Origin of the sequence: Burkholderia sp. THE68 (assembly GCF_009938265.1) — a bacterium.
Lineage (GTDB): Bacteria > Pseudomonadota > Gammaproteobacteria > Burkholderiales > Burkholderiaceae > Caballeronia.
Genome location: NZ_AP022317.1, coordinates 786,389 through 809,203 on the forward strand (window position 1 = coordinate 786,389; position 22,815 = coordinate 809,203).

The window sequence follows — 22,815 nt, forward strand, 5'->3', positions numbered from 1 at the left end:
GCTACGTCGCGTAAGCAAACGCTAAGCCTTTTTGCTTGCAATCTGTTTACGCTCGTAGCTTTTCCTCGTTCGCCAACCTCCGCCATGTTGCCCACCGCTCTGATTGTGTTTCGGGAAGTGCTCGAAGCGTCGCTGATCGTTTCCATCGTCCTTGCGGCGAGCAGAGGCGTCGCGGGACGTGGATGGTGGGTCGGCGGCGGACTGATTGGCGGTTTGGCCGGCGCGGCCCTGCTCGCGCTGTTCGCGGATGCGCTGTCGAATCTTGCATCGGGGTTCGGACAGGAATACTTCAATGCCGCCGTCATGTTCGTCGCGGTCGCGATGCTCGGATGGCACAGCATCTGGATGAGCCGGCATAGCCGCGAGATGGCGCGGCAGATCGCCGAAGTCGGCAAGGCGGTGGCCAGCGGAACCCGGCCGCTGGCGGGCCTTGCCATCGTGGTTGGCGCGGCCGTGCTGCGCGAGGGCGCCGAGGCCGTCCTGTTTCTCTACGGCGTGCTCGTCAGTTCGCCGGGTCAGAAGCCCGAAATGGCGCTTGGCGGGGTGCTTGGTCTCGCAGGTGGCGTATTCCTGGGCTATGCCATGTATGCGGGCCTGTTGCAGATCCCGCTGAAGCGTCTCTTCACTGTGACCAACGCGCTGATTGTCCTGCTTGCCGCGGGCATGGCAAGCCAGGGTATCGGCTTCCTCATCTCGGCCGATCTCGTGCCGACCTGGGGCGACGCCGCCTGGGACACCTCCGGCCTGCTCGACGAGACCTCGTTGCTCGGCAAGATGCTGCATGCGCTCATCGGCTACACGGCACGTCCTGCAGGTACGCAAATCGTCGCGTACGTTGTCACCGCGGTGACCATCGTCCTGCTGTCCCGCGTCGCGGCCGGGCGGGAAGCGTATAGGCACGCCGTGCGGCACTGAGTTGCACGGGTTGCGCCGGCATGTTTCGACATGCCGAACTCCCGTGCCGCTTCAATCACACGTCCAATATCATTGATCGGCGCTTACCCTCCAGCCGCCGCCCAGCGCGACCAGCAGCCCCACGGAGGCAACGGCCCGGCGCGCGTCGATCTGCTCGGCGGTGCGTTCGTTGGTGAGCGCAATGGTCTGTGCGGTCACGACATCCAGATAGCTCACCGCGCCAGCATCGAAACGATTCTTCACGAGCTTCAGGGAGAGCGCCGCCGCGTCCGAGGCGACGCGCTGACTGCGTGCCTCGTCGGCGAGTGCGTTCAAAGCTGTGAGGTTGTCCTCGACTTGCTGGAACGAAGTCAGCACGGTTTGCCGATAATCCGCGACGTAGCCGTCATAGCGGGCATGCGCGCTCGCAAGCGAAGCCTTCCGGCGTCCGCCATCGAACAAGGTGCCTGCGAGCTGCGGACCGAGTGACCAGAAGAGACTCGGCGCGGTGAGCCAGGGCGCAAAGAAGCTCGATTCCAGACCCGCGCTCGCGCTCAGGACCAGGTCGGGAAAGAACGCGGCGCGCGCTTCGCCGATTTGCGCATTGGCGGCGAACACGCGGCGTTCGGCCGCGGCGATGTCCGGCCGCCGTTCGAGCAACTGCGAAGGCACGGCATGCGGAATGTCCGGCAACAGGAAGGTTTGTTGGCGCGATGGAATCGAGAACGTCGAAGCCGGTTCGCCGATGAGCGTCGCGATCGCATGTTCGAGCATGGCGCGTTGAGACGCGGCCTCGGTTGCCTGCGTGCGCGTGCTTTCCAGTTGCGCCTGCGCCTGTGCGACCGCGGATGCGTCGATTGCGCCGCTGGCGAGTTGCCGCTTCAGCAGTTGCAGGGCAGCGTCGTAGGCACTGACGGAATCGTCGAGAAGCTGCTTTTGCGTATCGAGCGAGCGGAGATTGAAGTAGTCCACCGCGAGCTGACTCGAGAGCGAGAGGCGCAACGCTTCGACATCGGCGGCGCTTGCTTCGGCGCTGGCTTGCGCGTCGAGGGTGGCATCGTGGATGCGCCCGAACAGATCCGGTTCCCAGGACGCGGATACGCCTGCCGAATAGTCGGAGATGGTCTGTCCCGCCAGCGATTTGCCGAGCAGATTCTGCGAGGTGCGGTAGCGGCTCTGCGCGACGCCGGCGCTCACTGTCGGCAAGAAGCCCGCGCGCTGATAGTCGACCATGGCGCGCGCTTCCTGCAACGAAGAGACGGCCTTCTTCAGCGTCTCGTTCGAGACGTTCACGCGCGCTTCGAGCGCATCGAGCTGCGGGTCCTTGTATGCCGTCCACCAGGGGCCGCGCGGTGTCGAATCGGCAGGCTGGGCAACGGACCATTGTGGAGAGCCCGCGAAATGCGCCGGAACGGCGACCTCGGGTTGATGGTACGGCGGCACCGTCGAGCAGGCGGCGAGCGCCACGCAGACGAGGGCGGCGGCGCAACGATGCAGGGCGAAAGGGACGCGATTCATTCTGTTTTCCTTCACGATGCGCTGGCGGTCTTCGCGATCTTCACCGCTTCGCCGCTCGTGATGGCGTCGCCGGGATTGTCGATCACCTTGTCGGACGCCTGCAGGCCGGTCACGACTTCGACATGCGTGCCGAAATCGCGACCGAGCGTCACGGTCCTGAGGCTGATCCGGTTCGATGCATCGACGGTGGCCACCGTCACGCCGTTCGGCCGAAAGAGCAGGGCGCTGACAGGAAGATCCAGTTTCGGCGTCTGACTGACGAGCTCCAGATGCGCCTGTGCGTACGCGCCCGGCAACAGCGCGCCATCGCCGTTCGCGACATCCAGCTCGACGCGCAGGGTGCGCGTTACCGGGTCCATTGCGCCGGCATTGCGCGCGACCGTCGCGGGGAAACGTCGTCCGGGGTACTGCTGCACGGTGAGATACGCCTGTGTCGTCGAGGTCACGTAAGGCGCGTCGCCCTGCGGCACGTCGATGAATACGCGCAGGGTGTCGCTCTGCACTTCATGGAAGAGTTCGCCCGTGGCGCCAGCGAGTCCCGGTGCGCCGCCTGCCGTGACGAGCGCGCCGACATCGACACGGCGCGCGCTCAGCACGCCGTCGAACGGCGCGAGCACTTTTTCATACGACACGAGTTCCGTGAGGCGGCGCACGTTGGCTTGCGCGGATGACAGCATGGCCTGCTTCGCGAGCATGTCGCCGGATTTCGTATCGGCGTCCTGTTGCGAGACCGACTGCGTCTTCAGCATGTCCTGCCAGCGCGCGGCCGTGTCCCGCGCGTAGACATAGTTCGCACGCGCGGTGGCTTCGTCGGCGCGTGCCTGCTGCAATTGCGCATCGACTTCGGGCGTCTGGATCACCGCGAGCAGTTGCCCTTGTTTCACGTGCGCGCCGATATCGGCGTACCAGTGCTGAACATAGCCGCTGGTGCGCGCGTAGATGGACGCGTCCGAGAACGCCGACACGGCGCCCGGCAGCAGCAGTTCCTGCGTGGCGGGCGCTGCACGCGGCGCGATGACCGAGACGTTCATCACGCTCTGGACGTCGGCCTGCGCGGCCAGCGCGCTTTGTGCATGCAGGCGCGGCACGATGCCGACAGCGAGCAGTGCGGCGGCGATCCCGAGCAGGATCAGCGGAGGAAGAATGCGCCGTGGCATGCGCGGCTTGGTGGTGTGTTCGTCTTGCTGATTCATGATGGTCGTTATTTGGCGTCGATGGAAGGATGGAGGTCCGATGCGCCTCGCGCGGCGCGCCGGCGTGCGAGCCATGCGTGCACCACGCCGAACACCACGGGGACGAAAAGCAGCGTGGACACCGTGCCGAGCATCAGGCCGCCGATCACCGCGCGTCCGAGCGGCGCGTTCTGTTCGCCGCCATCGCCCAGTCCGAGCGCCATCGGCAGCATGCCGATCAGCATGGCGAGCGCGGTCATCAGCACCGGGCGAAAGCGTGAGAAGCCCGCTTCGATCGCGGCTTGCACCGGCGCCATGCCATTGCTCAACAGTTCGCGCGCCGCGTTGACCACCAGAATGCTGTTGGCCGTCGCGATGCCGATACAGAGAATCGTCCCGGTCAGCGCCGGCACGCTCAGCGTGGTGCCCGTCGCGAAGAGCATCCACGCGATACCTGCAAGCGATGCAGGCAATCCGCCGATGATGATGAGCGGATCGAGCCACGACTGAAAGTTCACGACCATCAGCAAATAGACGAGCGCGATGGCGAAGATCAGTCCGAAGCCGAGTCCGTTGAACGATTGCGTCATCGACTGGACCTGCCCGCGCATGACGATGGTCGAGCCACCCGGCAGATGGGCGCGGCTCTGCGCGATCAGGCGCGACACGTCCGCGGCGACGCCACCCAGATCGCGGCCCTGCACCGAGGCGTAGATATCGATCACGGGCTGCACGTTGTAGTGCGACACCACCGCCTGCTGCGAGCCGCGCTGCATGCTGCCGAGCGACGCCAGGATGCTCTGCGGCGCGCTCGACGCCGTGTGCTGGCTGAGCGGCAGATTGGCGAGCGTCTGCAACGAATGGATGTCGTACTGAGGCACCTGCGCCATGAGCGGATAGCTCACGCCGTTCTTCGGATCGAGCCAGAAATTCGGCGTCGTCTGCGAACTGCCCGAGAGCGAGATCAGCATGTCCTGCGCGATCTGCTTTTGCGTGAGGCCGGCCAGCATGGCCTTGGTGCGATCGACACGGACGTTGATCGCCGGGGCATCGTCGGGCTGCTGGATGTGTGCATCGACGAGTCCGTGGACGCCGCGTATCCGGGCGAGCAGATCGTTGGCTACCGCGCGATTGGCGGCGAGGTTCCTGCCGACGATCTGTATGTCGATCGGCGCGGGCTGGCCGAAGTTGAGAATCTGGCTCGTGATGTCGGCGGGCAGGAACGAGAACGTGGTGCCGGGAAACGAGGCCGCCAGCACGCCGCGCAGTTTCGCGACGTACGATGCGGTGGGCGCATGACCGGGCTTGAGGGCGATCATAATGTCGGCATCTTCCGAGCCGATCGGCGCCGACGACGAATACGTGAGGTTGATGCCGCTCACCGGCAGGCCGATGTTATCGAGCAGCGACGCCTCTTCGGACTTCGGTATCACCGTGCGGATCTTCGCCTCGACTTCATCGGTGAGCCGCGCCGTTTCTTCGATGCGTGTGCCCGTCGGCGCGCGCATGTGCAGGCGAATCTCGCCGGTATCGACACTGGGAAAGAAGTCGCGTCCCGCGAACGGAATCAGCGCCATCGAGCCCGCGCAGAAAAGCGCGAAGACCATGACGACGCTGCGCGGCCTGCCCGTGTTGCGCGTCAACGCGGCCTTGTAACGCAGGCGCACAGCTTCGAAGCGATGCTCGAAGCCCGCCTGCCAGCGCGACAGAAACGCGAGCCGCCCAGCCGGCGCCTGTTTCGCGCGGGCCTTGAGCAGGTACATGGCGAGCGTCGGAATCAGCGTGCGCGAGAAGAAGTACGAAGCGCACATGGCGAACACGACTGCCTCGGCCATCGGCACGAACAGATAGCGCGCCACGCCCGAAAGCATGAACATCGGCGCGAACACGATGCAGATCGAAAGCGTCGATACGAACGTGGGGACGGCGATCTCACCGGAGCCGTTGAGAATGGCGTCCGCAAGCGGCGCGCCGTTCTCCAGATGATGCGTGATGTTCTCGATCGCGACGGTCGCATCGTCCACCAGAATGCCGACGGCGAGCGCGAGACCGCCGAGCGTCATGATGTTGATGGTCTCGCCGAGCGCAGACAGCGCCAGCAGCGAAGTGATGACCGACAGCGGAATGGTCACCGCGATGATGAGCGTCGCGCGCCAGCTGCCGAGAAAGAGCAGGATCATCATCGCGGTCAGGCACGCGGCGATCAGCGCCTCGCGCACCACGCCGAGAATCGCGGACTTGACGAACACCGACTGATCCGCGAGCGGCACGATATGCAACGCCTTGGGCAAGCCGGCGGAGATCGTAGGCAGCATCGACTTGATCTGCTGGATGATGGTCAGCGTGGACGTGCTGCCGGTCTTCTCGACGGTCAGCAGCGCGGCGCGCTTTCCGTCGCTGCGTACGATGTTGGTTTGCGGCGCATAGCCGTCGCGCACCTGGGCCACGTCGCGCAGATAGACCACGCCGCCGTTGACCGCCTCGATGGGCAGATCGTTGAGCGCGGCGACGCTCTCTGTGCTGCCGTTCATCTGGACGTTGTATTCGCGCGTGCCGATCTTCGCGGTGCCGCCCGGTAAAATCAGGTTCTGCACGTTCACCGCGTTGACGATATCGCTCGGCGAGAGGTTTCTCGCCTGCAGCTTGCGCGGATCGATATCGATCATGATCTGGCGAATCTTGCCGCCATAGGGCAGCGGCACGGCTGCGCCCTGCACGGTGGCGAGCTGCGTGCGAACGAAGCTGTTGCCGAGGTCGTACAGCGATTGCTCCGGCAGCGTCGCACTCGTCAGACCCAGTTGCAGGATGGGCACGGTGGACGCGTTATACGTGATGATATTAGGCGGCAGCGTGCCTGGCGGCAGGACGCGCAGAATCGACGCCGAGCTGGACGTCGCCTGCGCCACCGCGCGGTTGATGTCCGCGCCGGGATGAAAAAAGATTTTGATGATCGACACGCCGTTGAGCGACTGCGACTCCACGTGCTCGATGTTCTCGATATCCGAAGTCAGCGCGCGCTCATAGTTGGTCGTGATGCGCCGGGCCATGTCCTCGGCGGAAAAGCCGTTATAGGACCAGACGATGCTGACTACCGGAATATTGATGTTGGGGAAGATATCGGTCGGCGTGCGCAGGATCGCGAGCGGGCCGATCATGAACAGCAGCAGCGCCAGAACGATGAAGGTATAGGGCCTACGAAGGGCCAGTCGAACGATCCACACTAGACGTATCCACGGTTGTTACCCGGCGCTCGGACACGCGGGTTTTTGATTGCACAACGCAGTGGAGTGTGCGGGTCGCCGACTTACCTGATTCTGACTGTCACATGACAATCCTGTAATCTGCGTCGGCCGTCTGGTGACGCGTCAGTCGGCCCAGTTGACCCAGCCGAAATGCGCCGTGACCAGCACGGCGATGCCGAACGCGATCCGATACCAGGCGAACGGCACGAAGTCATGCGTGGCGACGTAGCGCAGCAGCCAGCGCACGCATACCCATGCGCTCAGGAACGAGAAGATCAATCCGACGGCGAACAAAGGCGCGTCGGCCGCCGAGAGCAGATGACGTTCCTTGAAGAGGCTGTACGCGCCCGCGCCGATGAGGGTGGGAATCGCAAGAAAGAAACTGAACTCGGTCGCCGCGTTTCGGCTCAGCCCGACCAGCATGCCGCCGATGATGGTCGACCCCGAACGGCTGACGCCCGGCACGAGCGCGAGACATTGCAGGAGACCGACCTTGAGCGCATCGAACGGCGACATGTCGTCGACGGTGAAGACGCGCACCACGCTTTTGGGCCGGCGCTCGGCCCACAGGATCACCAGCGCGCCGGCGATGAAGGAGGTGGCCACGACGGTCGGGGTGAAGAGATGCGCCTTGACCGCCTTGCCTGCCAGAAGACCGATCACCACCGCAGGCAGGAACGCAATCAGCACGTTCGACACGAAACGCCGCGCACGCGAGGAATCGCCGAGCGCGGCGGCGGTGTCGACGAGACGACGCCAGTAGAACAGGATCACGGCGAAGATGGCGCCCGTCTGGATCGCGATGTCGAATACCTTGGCTTTCTCGCTGGTGAAGTCGAGCAGCGAGCCAGCCAGGATCAGGTGACCGGTCGACGAGATGGGCAGAAACTCCGTCAACCCTTCGACGATGCCCATGATCGCGGCTTTGACGAGCAACAACGTATCCATATGCATTCCGCCCTTGGTTTTTGATTGTCATGAGGCCGTGGCCGGCCGTGCAGCAGGCACGTCGTTACTATGATCCGAGCTTGTCCATCGTTGCAAGCAGATCCGCCAATGCCTTCTTGCAGGCCGCCTGTTCGGGCGCTTTGGCGCGCAACGTCTCGAGCGCGCGATCGATCGCCTTGTCGACGGTATGCCAGTCCGACGCGGCTCTGGGCTTGAGCGCGGGTTCGGCTTCGTCCCACGACGTTTCAAGATCCTTGATGCGAGTCTTGGCTCCAGCGAGATCGTTCTTATCGACCTTCGCCGCCGTATCCACGACGATGCCGCGAAACGCAGACAGGTCTCCAAGCTTCGATGCGGCCTGTACCGAGGCAACCAGTTCGAAACCCGAAGGCGAGAACGAAGTAAGGAACGCCGCCGCGCCGATGACAGCGCTGACGCCAGTGACCAACAGCCAATTTGCTTTCATGCTTCGACTCTCCCGTTAAAGACTAGATGTGTGCCGACGGCGATGCCTTGGCCGTCGGCTTGCGAATACTGACGAAAATCACCAGCGCGACGATCGCCGTGAGAAACGCCACGCTCGTATAGACCGCGCCGAGCCCGACGCCGCCATACGTACGCGACTGCGAGAGCAGATCGCCGAGTGAAGCGCCCAGCGGGCGCGTGAGGATATAGGCGATCCAGAAGGCGAGCACGCGGTTCGCACCGAAATACGCCGCCGCCGCAGTAAGCGCGATGAGTCCGCCAAAGACCACGACGCCCCACGAGAATCCCAGTCCCAATGCTTCCGTCGCCAGATCGCCTGCCGCGGTGCCCAGCGCGAACGTGCAAAGAATCGCGACCCAGTAGAAGATCTCGCGCGGCCGGGTGTCGATATGCTGGATCGACAAGGTTCCCTCGCTGCGATACCAGAGCCAGAAAACGATCGCGAGCAGCGCGCCGAAGCAGGCGGTGCTCAGATACAGGCTGACGCCGGCGCCATCGGTCAGCGCATCGGTGATCTGCGTGCCAGCGACGCTGATCAGCACCACGCTGAGCCAGTAAGCCCACGGGACCAGTCTTCGAAAGTGCAGTTGCAAGCCGAGCGCGATGGCGAGAAGCGCGGCCGTGATCGCGTCGGTGATGAGCATGCCCAGCCCGACATTGACGGCGAGATAGTCGGCGCCCGTCTCGCCGACGGTCGTCGACAGTATCTTGATCAGCCAGAACGCGATCGTCACTTCCGGAACCTTGTTCGCTGCCTGGATGAGATACGTTCGTTTGGATATGGACATCAGAGGCCTCTCCTTGAGATTGAACCAGCGTCGACTCATGAGGCACTCTGATGGGGATTACTTAGGGGTCGCTTAGTGAGGGAATCGGGAAGGGAGCGTCGTCGTTCTTGCTAAAATCGCCAATAAGAATCATTCGCATTATGCCATGTTCGAGAGATTGTTTACTTAGCGTAAGCTTTCAGCGTTGCGCTTTCGCCTTATCTGACGGGCGTCTCGCGAGATCGGCGTTCGAAGACATTTACACGTTTGTAAATAAACATTACAATCCGGTCTCGGTTGTTGAGGATGATTCTCATTAACCATTTCTAAACGCGATCCCGTTTCGCGCCCTGTCCGCTCCATGCAACGTGGGGCTTCATCCTTCTTCACTCTGTCACCATGCCCGCTTTGTTAAAGACGCGGACGCGCCTGCTCGCGTCCGTCGGTGCTCTTTATTGCGCAAGTTTTCTCGTTCCGTCCCAGGCCGTCGCGCAGTCGACGTCTGCGCCAAACGCCAGCGACCCGTCGGCGCAATCGCTGCCCGCGGTCCAGGTGAACGCGGCGGCGGTTCAGTCGGACCTGCAGACGAAGGAATTGCCATCGTATAAATTCACTGCGCCACTGCTCGACACGCCGCGTTCGATCACGGTCATTCCCGAGGAACTCATCAAGGAGACCAACGCGACCACCTTCGCCGATGCGCTCAAGACCGTTCCCGGCATCACCTTCCTCGGCGGCGATGCGGCAGCGAATCCTTCGGCGGACCGGCCGGTGATTCGCGGGTTCGAATCGCGCAATTCGATTTTCGTCGACGGCATCCGCGACTCGGGCGTGCAGAACCGCGAAACGTTCGATATCGAGAGCATCACGGTGATCAAGGGACCGGACTCCGTCTATGCGGGGCGCGGTGCGGTGGGCGGTTCCATCGACATCGAAACGAAGATGCCGAAGAACGAGAACTTCATCAGCGGCAGCGCGGGCATCGGGACCGATGCGTACAAGCGCCTGACGCTCGATGTGAACCAGAAGTTCGCCGACGACAGCGCGTTCCGTTTCAACGCGATGGGCTTCGATGCGAATCAGCCGGGCCGCAACAACGTGTATAGCAAGCGCTGGGGCGTGGCGCCTTCGGTGGCGTTCGGCCTGAACAGCCCGACGACGGTCACGTTCAGCTACTACCATCTGAACAGCTACGACATGCCCGATTTCAGCGTGCCTTTCCGCTCGACGGGCGGCACTCCGATCAACAGCGACCGCGGCCAGTTCTACGGTTTCAATAACCGTGACTATCGCTATGGACAGACCGACACCGGCGAAGTGCGCGTCGAGCATCGCTTCAACGACAATCTGAAGCTCAGGAACACGACGATGTTCGGCCGCTCCACGCTCGACTACATCGCGACCAATCCGCAGTTGACGAGCCCGACGTCGAACATTCTCAGTCTGCAGGCAAAGAGCGGCAAGTACGCGACCAACAGCATCACGAACCAGACCGAGCTGACCGGCAAGGCGACGCTGCTCGGCATGCAGCACACGATGACGGGCGGCGTCGAGTTCAGTCACGAGCGCAGCCTCTATGAAGGCTATCTCGTCACCGATAGCGCGGGCAACAACATCCGCACGGGCGGTCCGTGCTCGGTCGCGTACAACTGCACGCCGGTCAACGCGTGGAATCCGGACAATCCGTGGCTCGGCAGCGTGCTGCTCAATGGCGACAAGGGCTTTCCCGGCGCGGCGACGCACACGCAGACCAATATCGCTTCGGCCTATCTGTTCGACAGCGTGAAGATCACCGACCGCTGGCTCTTCAACGCGGGCGCGCGCTTCGACCGTTTCGACGTCACGTCGACGCAGGCCGGCGCGAAGGACCTGACCAACAACTCGAATCTCTTCAGCTATCAGCTCGGTCTCGTGTACAAGCTGCTTCCGACGGTCAGCCTGTACACGTCGTATGGCACCTCCGCGAATCCGCCGGGCGCGAACTCGGGTCTCGGCGGCGGCACGGATCAGCTCACGGCCACGAATCAGGATCTGTCGCCGGAGCGCAGCCGCAACATCGAAGTCGGCGCGAAGTGGGACGTGCTCGACCGTCTGTCGATGAACCTCGCGCTGTTCCAGACCGACAAGACCAACGCACGCGTGAGCGACGGTCTGGGCGGCACGATCAACGCGGGTCATCAGCGCGTGCGCGGCGTCGAAGTCGGCACGGCCGGCAACGTCACGGGCAAGTGGAGCATCTTCGGCGGCTATTCGTATCTCGACGCGATCACCGTCGATGCGGGCGCGGTCAGCGCGGCGTCGTCCGGTCTGCCGATGGTGATGGTGCCCAAGCACAACTTCACGCTCTGGTCGTTCTACGACGTCTCGCCGAAGCTGAAGGTCGGCGCGGGCGCGATCATCGCGAGCAAGTCGTATGCGTCGGTTTCGCCGACGGTGCTCAAGTGGACGCCCGGCTACGCGCGCTTCGACGCAATGGCGACCTATCACGTCGCGAAAAGCGTGGACTTGCAATTGAACGTGAACAACATCTTCGACCGCAAATACTATTCGAGCGCATACCCGATCTATGCGACCTGGGCGCCCGGACGTTCGGCGATGCTGACGCTCAATTTCTATCAGTAAGACGATCTGCGCGCGATGTCGCCTGGACATCGCGCGCGTCACGCATGCACGGCCTTCCTGCAATGTCCTAAGCGTCTCATAAGGATTGTTCGACTAACCTCCCGGATCGCGCAGAGAGAAACTCTGCAGATATACGATTCCCTTCGCCGCCCGTGCGCTATGGCGAAGGCGACGGGGAGGCGCGTATGAGGGTGTTGCTGGTCGAGGACGACCGCATGATCGGCGAGTCCGTTCACGATGCGTTGAAGGATTGCAGCTACGCCGTGGATTGGGTGCGCGACGGCAAGCTCGCGTGGACGAGCCTCATGACGCACGTCTACGATGCGATTCTGCTCGACCTCGGCCTTCCGGGCGCCGATGGCTTCGAGGTGCTGCGCACCGTGCGCCGCGGGGATCATCCCGTGCCGCTCATCGTCATCACGGCGCGCGATTCGATCGAGGACCGCATCCGCGGACTGGACGAAGGCGCCGACGATTACCTCATCAAGCCATTCGAAATCGCCGAGCTGCTCGCGCGCATGCGCGCCGTGATTCGCCGGCGCGGAGGGCAGGCCGCGCCGGTCATGACCAACGGCGTGCTCACGCTGGACCCGGCGACGCGCGAAGCGAGTTCGGGCGGCGCGCTGATCCGCCTTTCCAGCCGCGAATTCGCGCTCATGCAGGCGCTGATGATCCGGCCTGGCGCGATTCTGTCGCGTGCGGATCTGGAAGACCGCATCTACGGATGGAACGAAGAAGTCGAAAGCAATGCCGTGGAGTTTCTGATCCACTCGTTGCGCAAGAAACTCGGCGTCGACGCCATCAAGAACGTCCGTGGCGTCGGCTGGATGGTGTCCAGGCAAACATGACGCGTTCGCTCCAGTTCAGGCTGTCCGCCTGGCTGTCGATGTTGATCGTCGCGTTTGCGACCATCGGCGGCGCCATTGCGTTCAAGGTGGCGTTTCACGAGGCAAACGAATTGCAGGACGGCCAGCTCCTGCAGGTTTCCGCGCTCGTGACGCCGGGCACGCTGGACGTGATGGAGCGCGAGGCGCTTGCAAACGTCGCGGGCGCGGATCACGAATCGAGGCTCGTGATTCAGACCGTCGACGAGTCGAAGCCGCTCGCCGTCCCCGCCGCATTGCCCGACGGACTCCAGAGCGCGATCGTCGGCGGCGTGTCCTGGCGTTTCTTCGTCAAGACGCTCCCGAACGGAACGCGCGTCGTGATCGGTCAGCAGACCGTCGGACGCGACGAGATCGCGCGCAATAGCGCGCTCGCCACCGTCATGCCGTTCGGGGCGCTGGCGATCGTACTGATCGCGGCGTTGCATCTGATCCTGCAGCATATGTTCCGGCCGCTTTCGGCAATGTCCGTCGATCTCGACACACGTCCCGAACACGATCTCTCGCCGCTTTCGAGCGCGACGTTGCCGAGCGAAATCGTCCCGTTCGTCGTTGCGATCAACCGGCTGCTTGCGCGCGTGGAGACATCGTTCGCGCTGCAACGCAGATTCGTTGCCGACGCGGCCCACGAACTTCGCTCGCCGCTGACGGCGCTGTCCTTGCAAGTCGAGCGGTTGAACGAGTGCGAGTTGTCCGACGGCGCACGCGAGCGTCTCGATGCGGTACGGCGTGGTCTCGCGCGATCGCGATCCCTGCTCACACAATTGCTGACCTTCGCGCGTCTGCAAAACCATGTGTCGGCGCAAAGCCTGAACCTGCGTGTTCAGGAGGTCTTTCGCAACATCTTGGAGGACCTCATGCCGCTCGCGGAAGCGAAGGCGATCGATATAGGCGTGTCCAGCGTGCAGGAGGTGTACGTGGATGCGCCGCAGGCCGACCTGACGATCATGATCAAGAATCTCGTCGACAACGCCATTCGATACACGCCGCACGGAGGCCGCGTGGATCTCTCTACGGGAACCACGGAAGGCAGGCCGTGGATCCGGATCGAGGACACGGGCCCGGGCATCGCGCCCGAGGAGCGCACGCGTGTGTTCGACCCTTTCTATCGCGTGCTTGGCAGCGAAGTGGATGGATCAGGACTCGGACTGTCGATCGTCGGGACGATCGCACAGCGTATCAGCGCTCATGTGACGCTCGGGGGCGCAGTGTCATGCGGTCTGGTGGTCGTGGTGACGCTCTGACGTGAGCAATGCGCGAGGTCGGCAGGCATCCACAATTTCCGATAATGAAAATACACTGCGAAGACTTTTGAAGTGCCGTGAATGGCGGTCAGATCTAAAATCAATTCGATAATCTCAAGGCTCCTATATTTATTCGTGTCTGTTTCGAAAGCGATTTGTTTTGAATCGATGATCCGGTAAATCGCCAAATCAGATCGAGCGGAGAGAAACGATCCACTGCGACGTTTCAGCAACGCGGGCGCTGGCCGCAATGCCGCATTCGCTTGTCAATTCTGCTACGCCATCCCGAATTACATGTACTCGTCTCAGGCGAAGACCATCCACGTTATGACGGCCTTTTTATTAAGGAATTCGATTCTCGCGCCGTAAACCAATCAAGCGCCGAAACGGTTCGCTCGTCGCCTGTCGCTTCATCTTCGTGAGGCGCAAATCAATTCGACTCCACCGAGTCGCGCACGAGAGATTTCTCGATGGCCTCGACACGCTCCGATATTCCCAGCGCGATGCGTCGCAAAATCCTTTCGACGCTCGTCTGCGGCGCCGGCTCGCTTGTGCTGTCCGCTTGCGGCGGCGGTGGTGGCGTGAGTTCACCGACTGCGGCCAGCTCGTCGAGCAAGACGAGTCCGGGCACGAGCGGCGGCTCGCAGGACACGACCGGCACTACACCGGGTACAGGCACCGGTTCACAGAGCGCGAGCGTGACCAGTCCGGACACGGTCACCGGCACGCGCAATGCGAGCGACGCAGCCCGAACGGCGTCCTGACGGACACCTCTTTCGGCGTGAAGGGCGACGGAACCACGAACGACCGCGTGGCGCTGCAGGCCGCGATCGACGGATCGGTCGGGCAGATTCTCCTGATCACCGGGCAAAGCCGGATCGACAGCACGGGCCTCACGCTGCGCTCGAACACGCACATCCGCTTCGCACAAGGCGCTTCGATCAAGCTGCTGGCTCACAATACCGACTCGTATCAGATGATGCGCCTCTGGGATGTGAGCAACGTGAACATCGAATCGCCGTACCTCGACGGCAGCAAGTCGCTCAATGCGGCGACGTCGGGGGAGTGGGGCATGGGCATTTCGATCGCAGGCAGTTCGAACATCACGATCACGTCGCCGACGACCATCGACTGCTGGGGTGACGGCATCTACATTGCCAACAGCTATTCCGTGGACGGCGTGACGAGCAAGGGCATCACGGTCAGCAACCATCTCGCGGATGGCTGTCGCCGCCAGGGTGTGTCGATCATTTCGGGCGACACCGTCACGTTCAACAGCCCTGTCTGGCAGAACATCGGTGGAACGGCTCCGGGGGCGGGGCTCGACATCGAACCGAATGACAACACTGCGGTGTTCCGGGCGATCAGGATCGTCAGCCCGAAGACGCTGGGCTGCGCCGGCCCGGGCATCCAGGTCGATCTGGGATCGCTCGCGGGACCGGTCCCCAAGACCGTCGATATCCAGATCACGAACCATATCGACAACAGCCTGGTCGATGGCCCGTTCAGCGTGGGCGGCATGGCGCCGAGCGGCTACATCGTGACGGGAGTGATCACCAACACGAATCCGGTGTGGCAGAAGTGCTGGTACCTGGGTAACGGGATACCGTCAGGTCTGACGATCTCGGTTGTGAACCCGAGGATCGGCTAAGCTCGCGAACCGAACCCTTCAGGGCGACACCTTTTTCCACCCCGGTCCGGGGTCGAATGATTTCATCGCCTGGACCTTCTTGTCGCCTTCCGGGCCGAGATCGCGCTCATAGACCTGTCCGTCGTGACTGACCATGAAGCTCTTGATGCCCGTTTCCCCATAATGGGCCGGCCATGCGACCACGGCAAAGCCGCCGAACAGACGGCCGTTGACCATGTAGTCGTATGCGCCACCCGGCGCATGAGTCCCCTGGGCGCGCAGCAGCTTGTAGTGATAACCGTAGTAGCCCGACTCCGATCTGGCGCGAGCGCCGGCTGTCATGAAGGCCGGACCGAGCGGACTCGGTTCCTCGTCGGCGCTGGTCGGCCAGTACAGGCCGTCGTGTTTGCCGTTGCTGCTGGCGAACTTGTCTGCATAGACGTAGACCTTGTTGCCGTCGTGATACTTCGATGCGTAGTCGCGTTGTGCATCGTAGATCGCGAGCATCGTCTGGATCACGGCAAGCTCGTTGCGGCCGATCTCCCGAAGGCGCATCTCGTCGGCGCCAGCGCGCATGTCGAATTCCCAGCCTTGCTGCGTTTTCACGAGGGGGATCGGCAGCGTCCAGCCGTCGTTGCCGACGGCGATCCGGGCGTGGTCATTGTCGGTCGTCTGGATCGCGTGCGAAGCCTGCCACGCGGTCAGGAACTTGCTGCGCAGCTCGGCGCCGACCGAAGGAATCACGTCGCGGAAGTCGCCGCCCAGCAACGCCCTGAGTTCGCTTTCGTCGTTGTCCGCGACGGCGCTGCCGAAGGCGTTCATCGCCGCCTCGGGTGTCTGGAAGAACTTCTGCGCGCTCATCGCCGGAACCGGAATGACGGCGAGCGCGAGCGCGACGCTCAGCGTGCTGCCGGCCAAGGCGAGGAGCGCGCCAATCTCCGATAGTCTCTTCATGATCGCTCTCCTCAGCGCCGTCCGCCGTGGCGCGCACCGCCGCCACCACCACCACGCGCGCCGCCACCGCCGCCACCACGATGGAAGTTCGATGACTGGAAGCTCGACTGTCCACGGTTGAAATCGCGTTGCGCCGCGCCACCGCCGCCGCCGACACCCTGAAATGCGGTGTCGCGCGGGCCGCCGCCGTATGCGCCCCGGTTGCCCGCCTGCGCGCCCGCTGCGCCGCCACGGGCGTGTGATTGAGCGCGCTCTGGCGTGTGCGCCGGCCGATTGGCGGTCTGAGGCCGATTGGCCGCTGGCGCTTTGCGGTCGGCCGTCTGCGCCCGATTGCCCGCTCCCGCCTGACGATTTTGCGCATGCGCGCGATTGCCGGCGTCGGCGCGGTTGGCGACGTTCGCGTTGTTGGCGCGAGCGGGCCGGTTGGCCGCCTGGTCGCGTGTCGCGGGCCGATTGGCCGCGCCCGCGCGCTCCGGCGTAGCGCCGTTGCGTCCGCGATAGTCGCGCCGGGCATCGGCACCTTGCACGCCGCGTGAGTACTTGTCGCGCGTTGCGTTGTCGCGATAGGAAACGCCCTGGCGATGCTGCGCGTCATGCTGCCACTTGCCGCCCTCGACCTTGGTGCGGTCGAAGTTGCGATCGATGTTCGTGGCCTTGTTGATGTTGACGTTGACGTCGTTGTTGTTCCAGTTGCAATCGCTGAAGATCGCGCCCGCCGCGGCAATGCCGAGGCCCCACGCAAAGCCGCTCGCAAGGGCGGCGCCGGGGTAATAGGCCGGTGGGGGCGGCCAGTAGGTCGGCGGATAGGCCGGCGCGGGCCAGGCGCCATACACGACGGTCGGATTGTAGGAGGGCACGTAGATGACCTGCGGATTGGCCGGTTCGATACGCACGATCTGCGTGGGCGGCGCCTGACCCGGCTGGCCGCTCTGGCTCGTGGCGGACCGTGCTTCGACACTCACTTTCTGCTGCGGCGTCGACTTCAGATGTCCGGTGTCCTGCGCGCGAATCCTCAGACGCTGCACGGCGGCCAGCACGTCGTTGGGTTGCGCGAGAAACGCATCGCCGAGTCGCTGGGTCCAGTCCAGCTTGTCGTTCATGGGGACGAGCACCTGGGGAAACGCCACCAGCGACTTCACGCTGACGTCCCATGTCTGATCCTGCACGGCCTTTACCGCGGCGTCGCCTTTCACATTCGGATTCGATCTGACCCAACGCGCGGCGTGCACGATTTCCAGCGGATAAGTCGATGCCATCAGCACCTGCGACAGCAGCGAATCAGGATAGAGTGCGATCGGCGCGACCAGCGCCTCGAGTTCCTCCGGCGGATATTGCTGGGCCGCAGGCTGCGTCGCGGAAGCGGGCAGCGGCGGCACAGCCGCAACGGAGGCGGGCACCGCTGCCGAAACCGGCGCCGCGACGGAGGCAGGCGGCGCCGCCGAAGCTTGAGCAGGCGCCGACGCCGCTTGAGTCTGAGCCGGCTGATCCTGCTGTTTCGAGGGGCAGCCTGCCAGCAAGACGACGAGGCTGGCACTCAGGAACCGTCCATGGCGCGTCGTCATGACCATCCCCGTTCGGTTATCAAAACGGCCACACCCATTCCGCGATTTCCGGCTTGTCGGTGCCGTGCGTGTGCGCGTAATCCAGATGAGAGATGACCGCGTTCTTCATATCCTCTCTCAGATGCGCGGTTCTACCGCGCAGGCGCGGCACGCGATCGAGCACATCGATCACGAGATTGAAACGATCGACCTGATTGAGTATCGCCAGTTCGAGCGGCGTGTTGATATTGCCCTTCTCTTTATAGCCGCGCACGTGCAGATTCTCGTGATTGCGGAACCGGTAGGCGAGCCTGTGGATCAGCCACGGATAGCCGTGGAAATTGAAGATCACGGGCTTGTCGATGGTGAACAGGCTCTCGAAATTGCGCACGCTCGAGCCGTGCGGATGCTCCGTGTTGGGCTGCATCTTGAAGAGATCGACTACGTTCACGAAGCGCACCTTGAGCTCCGGCAGACGCTCGCGGAGTATGGCGGTCGCGGCGAGCGCTTCCTGCGTCGCGACATCGCCGCAGGACGCCATGACCACGTCGGGTTCGTCGTTCTCGTCGTTGCTCGCGCGGCGCCACACACCGATGCCCTTCGCGCAGTGGACGATCGCTTCGTCGATGGTCGTGAACTGCAGATGCTTCTGCTTGTCCGCGACGATCACATTGATGCAATCGCTCGAGCGCAGGCACTGGTCTGCCACGACAAGCAGCGTGTTGGCGTCCGGCGGCAGATACACGCGCGTCACCGAAGGGCTCTTGTTGGTGACGAGATCGATGAAGCCCGGGTCCTGATGCGAGAAGCCGTTGTGATCCTGCCGCCACACGGTGGACGAGAGCAGGATGGTTTCCGACGACACCGACGCGCGCCACGGCACATGGTTCTTGCAGATGTCGAGCCATTTCGCATGCTGATTGAACATCGAATCGATGACATGCGCGAATGCTTCGTAGGTATGAAAGAAGCCGTGTCGCCCTGACAGCAGATAGCCTTCGAGCCAGCCGAGCAGCGTGTGCTCGGAGAGCATTTCCATGACGCGGCCATCGCGCGACAACTCGCCGCCGTCCTCGTCTTCGGGAAGGAGATCGGCCATCCAGACTTTCTTGCTGACTTCATAGATGGCCTGAAGTCGATTCGATGCCGTTTCGTCGGGGCCGAACACGCGGAACCGGTCCATGTTGCAACGCATGACGTCGCGCAGGAACGCGCCCAGCGGACGCGTGTTTTCGTGCTGGATCTTGCCGGCCTGACCGACATCGACGGCATAGGCGCGGAAATCGGGAAGCTTCAGTTCCTTGCGAAGCACGCCGCCGTTCGTGTGGGGATTGGCACTCATGCGTCGCGTGCCGGTGGGCGCGATCGCTCGAATCTCCGCGCGCAGCCTGCCGTCGTCGTCGAAAAGCTCCTCGGGCTTGTAGCTCTGCATCCAGCGTTCGAGCACCGCGAGATTCGCGGGATTGTTATGCACATCGGAGAACGGCACCTGATGCGCGCGCCACGAGCCCTCGACCTTGTGGCCGTTGATTTCCTTCGGCCCGGTCCAGCCCTTCGGCGTGCGCAACACGATCATCGGCCAGCGCGGCCGCTCGACGTCCTTGCCGTTGCGCGCTTCGTCCCAGATCGCGCGGATCCCGGCGGTCGCGGCATCGAGCGTCTCCGCCATCTTCCGATGCATTTCGGCCGGATCCGATCCCTCGACGAAATAAGGCCGATAGCCATAGCCGACGAACAAGGCCTCCAGTTCCTCGTGGCTGATGCGCGCGAGGATCGTCGGATTGGCGATCTTGTAGCCGTTCAGGTTCAGGATCGGCAGCACGGCGCCGTCGCGCGCGGGATTGATGAACTTGTTCGAGTGCCAGGCCGTCGCGAGCGGACCGGTCTCCGCTTCGCCGTCGCCGACCACGCACGCGACGATCAAGCCCGGGTTGTCCAATGCCGCCCCATAGGCGTGAGAGAGGCTATAGCCAAGCTCTCCGCCTTCATGAATGGAGCCCGGGGTTTCCGGTGTCACGTGTGAGCCGATATGACCGGGAAAAGAGAACTGCTTGAAGAACTTCTGCATGCCTTCTGCATCTTCGCTCTTGTCCGGATACACCTCCGAATAGGTGCCTTCCAGATAGGCGGGGCCGAGCACGCCGGGCGCGCCGTGACCGGGTCCTGCCATGAAGATCACGTCGAGATCGTCGCGCTTGATTACGCGGTTCAGATGCGCCCACGTGAACGAGAGAGCGGGGCTCGCGCCCCAGTGACCGAGCAGGCGTTGTTTAACGTGCCCGGATTTGAGCGGCTCTCGCAGCAGCGGATTTTCGATGAGAAAGATCATGCCCGCCGAAAGGTAATTGCACGCGCGCCACCATGCATCGACGAGTCGAAGTTCATCGCTCTCGGGAACGGGCTTTTGCGGTGCGTCGCTTCTGGAGTGCTTGCTCATAACGACGTCTCCATTCAATGAACGTGCATCGGAATGTATGTCGCATGGTTACTCGCGGCGTTGCACCGCGTACGAGTCATCTGGTCGCCGCGAGGACGCTGAGCGCTGCCGGTGTCATCTGCAGCTTCGGATGACCCTTCCATATAGAGTCGATATCACGCACGAACACGAAATACAAGTAGCACGGCTTTGCGTAAGTTGGTACTTAAGTCTCCTGGACATGCACGCGTCCCGTTTCTTGAATTCACTTTGGAGTTCGCATACTGTGACCACAGCGGCATCTTGACCTGGCTGAAGGAGATGAACGTGCGAGCTTCCGACATCATGACGACTTCGATCATTACGGCCACTCCGGACATGACCATACGGCACGCGGCAGGGATGATGGTGTTCGCCGGCATCAGCGGCATGCCCGTGGTCGACGAGTCCGGCACACTGCTCGGCATGGTCACGGAGGGCGATCTGATGCGTCGCGCGGAAATCGGGACCGGCGTCAAACAGCGTTCGTGGTGGCTCGAACTTGCCGCGTCCACGACCGAACTCGCGAGCCAGTATGTGAAGGAACACGCGAGGAAGGTCAAGGACGTGATGACCACCGATGTCTCGACGGTGACCGAATCATGTCCGGTCGCCGATATCGCCGAGCTGCTCGATCGTCGCCATATCAAGCGCGTGCCGGTCATGCGCGACGGAAAAATCGTCGGCGTGGTAAGCCGCGCCAACCTGATTCGCGCGCTCGTGACCATGGCGCCCGATGTGTCCGCTACGGCGGAGAGCGGCGATAACGCGATCCGCGAGGACGTGCTCGCGGCCATGAAGGACCATCCCTGGGCGCTGGCACGTGAAAACGTCACCGTCGAAAACGGAACCGTGCATCTCTGGGGGCCGGTCGTGGGTTCGGAGGAAGGCAACGCGATCCGCGTCGCAGCCGAGAATGTCCCGGGCGTGAAAGACGTCAAGACGCACTTCGGGCTTCCGCCGTCCGATCCGTCGCCGCGCTAGCAGGAACTGACGCATGGGTGCATGTGCATGACAACAACAGTCCGGCAAGAGTGGCGCATCGAGAAGCAGTGACGCGAACTGGCCTTGACCGCGTCCTGCTTGATCAGTATTTGATGTTTCTTGCGGCTTGACGCCCGTGCTGCTTCGTCTCCCGCTTGTCGTGCCGGCAATGCGCGTTCGATTGCTGGTTGGCGGCGCGGCAGTCCTGCTTCGTGTGCCGGGCGTGCTGGCGCGTATCCTGGCGGACGTCGCGCCCGGCGCGCCTTTGCTGTGCCTGCTCCGTTGCCGAAGACACGTCCGGCCAGGAGCAGACGAGAATCGCCGCAACGAACGCGATGAGCCTGAGATTGCACGCGAGCATGATGTGAGTTCCGGGGGGCGGGTCGAGACATCCTGGATGTCGTGTGTGCATCAAGATAGCTGCATCCTCGGCCATTGTGAATGACTTTTGTAAAGCGAACGCTCAACGCGGGATATCGCGCGAGGCAGGCGGGGGTTATATCGACCGGAGAGGCACGCGTGAAACCATGCAGAGTGATCATCGGCGCCTGTTCTTCGTTTGTCCTCGGCAGCGCCTGCGCGAGCCCGGTCGATTTTTCGAACGCATTGCCCAATTTCTTCGGCGCGGGGATCGGCTCGACCACCGAGTATGCCGGCGGCAAGGACCGCATCGTAGGCGTGCTTCCGGGCATGCGTTACGTGACGAGCGGTGGCCATCTGTTCGAATGGTACGGAACGTATACGCAATACAACTTCGGAAGCCTGGCGGGGTTTCAGTGGGGGCCGGCGCTGGCGCTTCGTCTAGGACGACGGAATGTCGACGACCCCGTGGTGTCACAGGTCCACGACGTCTCCACCACGCTCGAAGGGGGCGGGTACGTCGGCTACGAATACAGTCACATCGGCGATGTGCCGTACCGTTTGCGAGGGGAGATTACCGTCGTCACGAATGCCGGTTCCGTCTACACGGGTGCGCGCACGTCGGTGAATACGAGCGCGTGGTTTCCGCTGCATTCGCGCGTGTTCGTCGGCGGCGGACTCGGCGCGACATGGGTGAGCGGCGGCTTCAACGAGACCTACTACGGCGTGACATCCGAGGACTCGCAGAAGAGCGGATTGCCGGTCTTCAATCCCGGAGGCGGCCTCAATCAGATTACCGGCTGGGTTGCCGGTATCTTTCAAATCAGCCCGAAATGGTACGCGGGCGCGATGGTCTATTACCAGCGTCTGATGGGCGACTCGGCGGCCAGCCCCATCGTGACGCAGCGTGGCACGCGCAATCAACTGACATACGGTGTTGGGCTTGCCTATGCCTTTCGATGATCTGCACGTTCGACGCACGAGTGTGATCGACATGGAACGGGTGTAGCAGCAGTTGATCTCGAGCCTGAACGCTTCTCCTGACAGTTTGCTTATCGCCAGAAAGACGGCGATAGTGCGACGGCTGGCGCCGTCCTTAAGGTTGTCTTAAGCA

18 protein-coding genes are annotated in these 22,815 nt (G+C 62.9%); 8 read left to right on the top strand and 10 right to left on the bottom strand.

Features of this window, described 5'->3' with window-relative positions:
• Positions 1-84 precede the first annotated feature (84 nt).
• Entirely contained in the window at positions 85-915 is an 831-nt protein-coding gene (locus BTHE68_RS24940) for an FTR1 family iron permease (RefSeq protein ID WP_162068944.1), read from the top strand.
• A gap of 69 nt (positions 916-984) precedes the next feature.
• Here the strand turns inward: BTHE68_RS24940 and BTHE68_RS24945 are convergent, their stop codons facing one another.
• From BTHE68_RS24945 to BTHE68_RS24970, 6 genes are all read right to left on the bottom strand, one after another.
• Complete coding sequence (locus tag BTHE68_RS24945; RefSeq protein WP_162068945.1) at positions 985-2,412, bottom strand: efflux transporter outer membrane subunit; 1,428 nt, start codon at positions 2,410-2,412, stop codon at positions 985-987.
• Positions 2,413-2,423: 11 nt separating this feature from the next.
• Positions 2,424-3,605 carry an efflux RND transporter periplasmic adaptor subunit gene (locus tag BTHE68_RS24950; RefSeq protein WP_162068946.1) on the bottom strand — a complete coding sequence of 394 codons (1,182 nt, stop codon included), beginning with the start codon at positions 3,603-3,605 and terminating at the stop codon, positions 2,424-2,426.
• 8 nt (positions 3,606-3,613) lie between these two features.
• Positions 3,614-6,805: an efflux RND transporter permease subunit gene (locus tag BTHE68_RS24955; protein WP_162068947.1), complete on the bottom strand. Its 3,192-nt coding sequence runs from the start codon at positions 6,803-6,805 to the stop codon at positions 3,614-3,616.
• A gap of 144 nt (positions 6,806-6,949) precedes the next feature.
• Positions 6,950-7,774: an undecaprenyl-diphosphate phosphatase gene (locus BTHE68_RS24960; RefSeq protein WP_162068948.1), complete on the bottom strand. Its 825-nt coding sequence runs from the start codon at positions 7,772-7,774 to the stop codon at positions 6,950-6,952.
• A gap of 67 nt (positions 7,775-7,841) precedes the next feature.
• On the bottom strand, positions 7,842-8,240 hold the full coding sequence (locus BTHE68_RS24965) for a histidine kinase (protein ID WP_162068949.1): 399 nt from the start codon (positions 8,238-8,240) through the stop codon (positions 7,842-7,844).
• 22 nt (positions 8,241-8,262) lie between these two features.
• Positions 8,263-9,048, bottom strand: coding sequence for a COG4705 family protein (locus BTHE68_RS24970; RefSeq protein ID WP_162068950.1), 786 nt, complete (start codon positions 9,046-9,048; stop codon positions 8,263-8,265).
• A 378-nt stretch (positions 9,049-9,426) separates the two neighbouring features.
• On the opposite strand from BTHE68_RS24970, the gene BTHE68_RS24975 reads away from it, so the two are divergent.
• The 5 genes from BTHE68_RS24975 to BTHE68_RS24990 all read left to right on the top strand — a co-directional run bounded on the left by BTHE68_RS24975 (position 9,427) and on the right by BTHE68_RS24990 (position 15,428).
• On the top strand, positions 9,427-11,649 hold the full coding sequence (locus tag BTHE68_RS24975) for a TonB-dependent receptor (protein WP_162068951.1): 2,223 nt from the start codon (positions 9,427-9,429) through the stop codon (positions 11,647-11,649).
• 185 nt (positions 11,650-11,834) lie between these two features.
• Positions 11,835-12,497 carry a response regulator transcription factor gene (locus BTHE68_RS24980; protein ID WP_162068952.1) on the top strand — a complete coding sequence of 221 codons (663 nt, stop codon included), beginning with the start codon at positions 11,835-11,837 and terminating at the stop codon, positions 12,495-12,497.
• Entirely contained in the window at positions 12,494-13,777 is a 1,284-nt protein-coding gene (locus BTHE68_RS24985; protein ID WP_162068953.1) for an ATP-binding protein, read from the top strand. Before BTHE68_RS24980 ends, BTHE68_RS24985 begins: the two co-directional genes overlap by 4 nt.
• 470 nt (positions 13,778-14,247) lie before the next feature.
• Positions 14,248-14,541, top strand: coding sequence for a hypothetical protein (locus tag BTHE68_RS36970; RefSeq protein WP_232078051.1), 294 nt, complete (start codon positions 14,248-14,250; stop codon positions 14,539-14,541).
• A 17-nt stretch (positions 14,542-14,558) separates the two neighbouring features.
• On the top strand, positions 14,559-15,428 hold the full coding sequence (locus BTHE68_RS24990) for a glycoside hydrolase family protein (protein ID WP_232078052.1): 870 nt from the start codon (positions 14,559-14,561) through the stop codon (positions 15,426-15,428).
• Positions 15,429-15,446: 18 nt separating this feature from the next.
• On the opposite strand, the gene BTHE68_RS24995 is transcribed toward BTHE68_RS24990, so the two are convergent.
• Genes BTHE68_RS24995 through BTHE68_RS25005 form a run of 3 tightly spaced genes read right to left on the bottom strand, consistent with a single transcriptional unit; the run spans position 15,447 to position 20,339 of the window.
• Complete coding sequence (locus tag BTHE68_RS24995) at positions 15,447-16,361, bottom strand: DUF2950 domain-containing protein (protein ID WP_162068954.1); 915 nt, start codon at positions 16,359-16,361, stop codon at positions 15,447-15,449.
• A gap of 11 nt (positions 16,362-16,372) precedes the next feature.
• Entirely contained in the window at positions 16,373-17,923 is a 1,551-nt protein-coding gene (locus BTHE68_RS25000; RefSeq protein ID WP_162068955.1) for a DUF3300 domain-containing protein, read from the bottom strand.
• A gap of 19 nt (positions 17,924-17,942) precedes the next feature.
• On the bottom strand, positions 17,943-20,339 hold the full coding sequence (locus BTHE68_RS25005) for a phosphoketolase family protein (RefSeq protein ID WP_162068956.1): 2,397 nt from the start codon (positions 20,337-20,339) through the stop codon (positions 17,943-17,945).
• A 306-nt stretch (positions 20,340-20,645) separates the two neighbouring features.
• On the opposite strand from BTHE68_RS25005, the gene BTHE68_RS25010 reads away from it, so the two are divergent.
• Positions 20,646-21,341 (top strand): CBS domain-containing protein, encoded by a 696-nt coding sequence (locus BTHE68_RS25010; RefSeq protein ID WP_162068957.1) that lies wholly within the window; start codon positions 20,646-20,648, stop codon positions 21,339-21,341.
• Between the two features lie 103 nt (positions 21,342-21,444).
• Here the strand turns inward: BTHE68_RS25010 and BTHE68_RS25015 are convergent, their stop codons facing one another.
• Positions 21,445-21,702 carry a hypothetical protein gene (locus BTHE68_RS25015; RefSeq protein ID WP_162068958.1) on the bottom strand — a complete coding sequence of 86 codons (258 nt, stop codon included), beginning with the start codon at positions 21,700-21,702 and terminating at the stop codon, positions 21,445-21,447.
• Between the two features lie 173 nt (positions 21,703-21,875).
• On the opposite strand from BTHE68_RS25015, the gene BTHE68_RS25020 reads away from it, so the two are divergent.
• Complete coding sequence (locus BTHE68_RS25020) at positions 21,876-22,664, top strand: MipA/OmpV family protein (RefSeq protein WP_232078053.1); 789 nt, start codon at positions 21,876-21,878, stop codon at positions 22,662-22,664.
• Positions 22,665-22,815 lie beyond the last annotated feature (151 nt).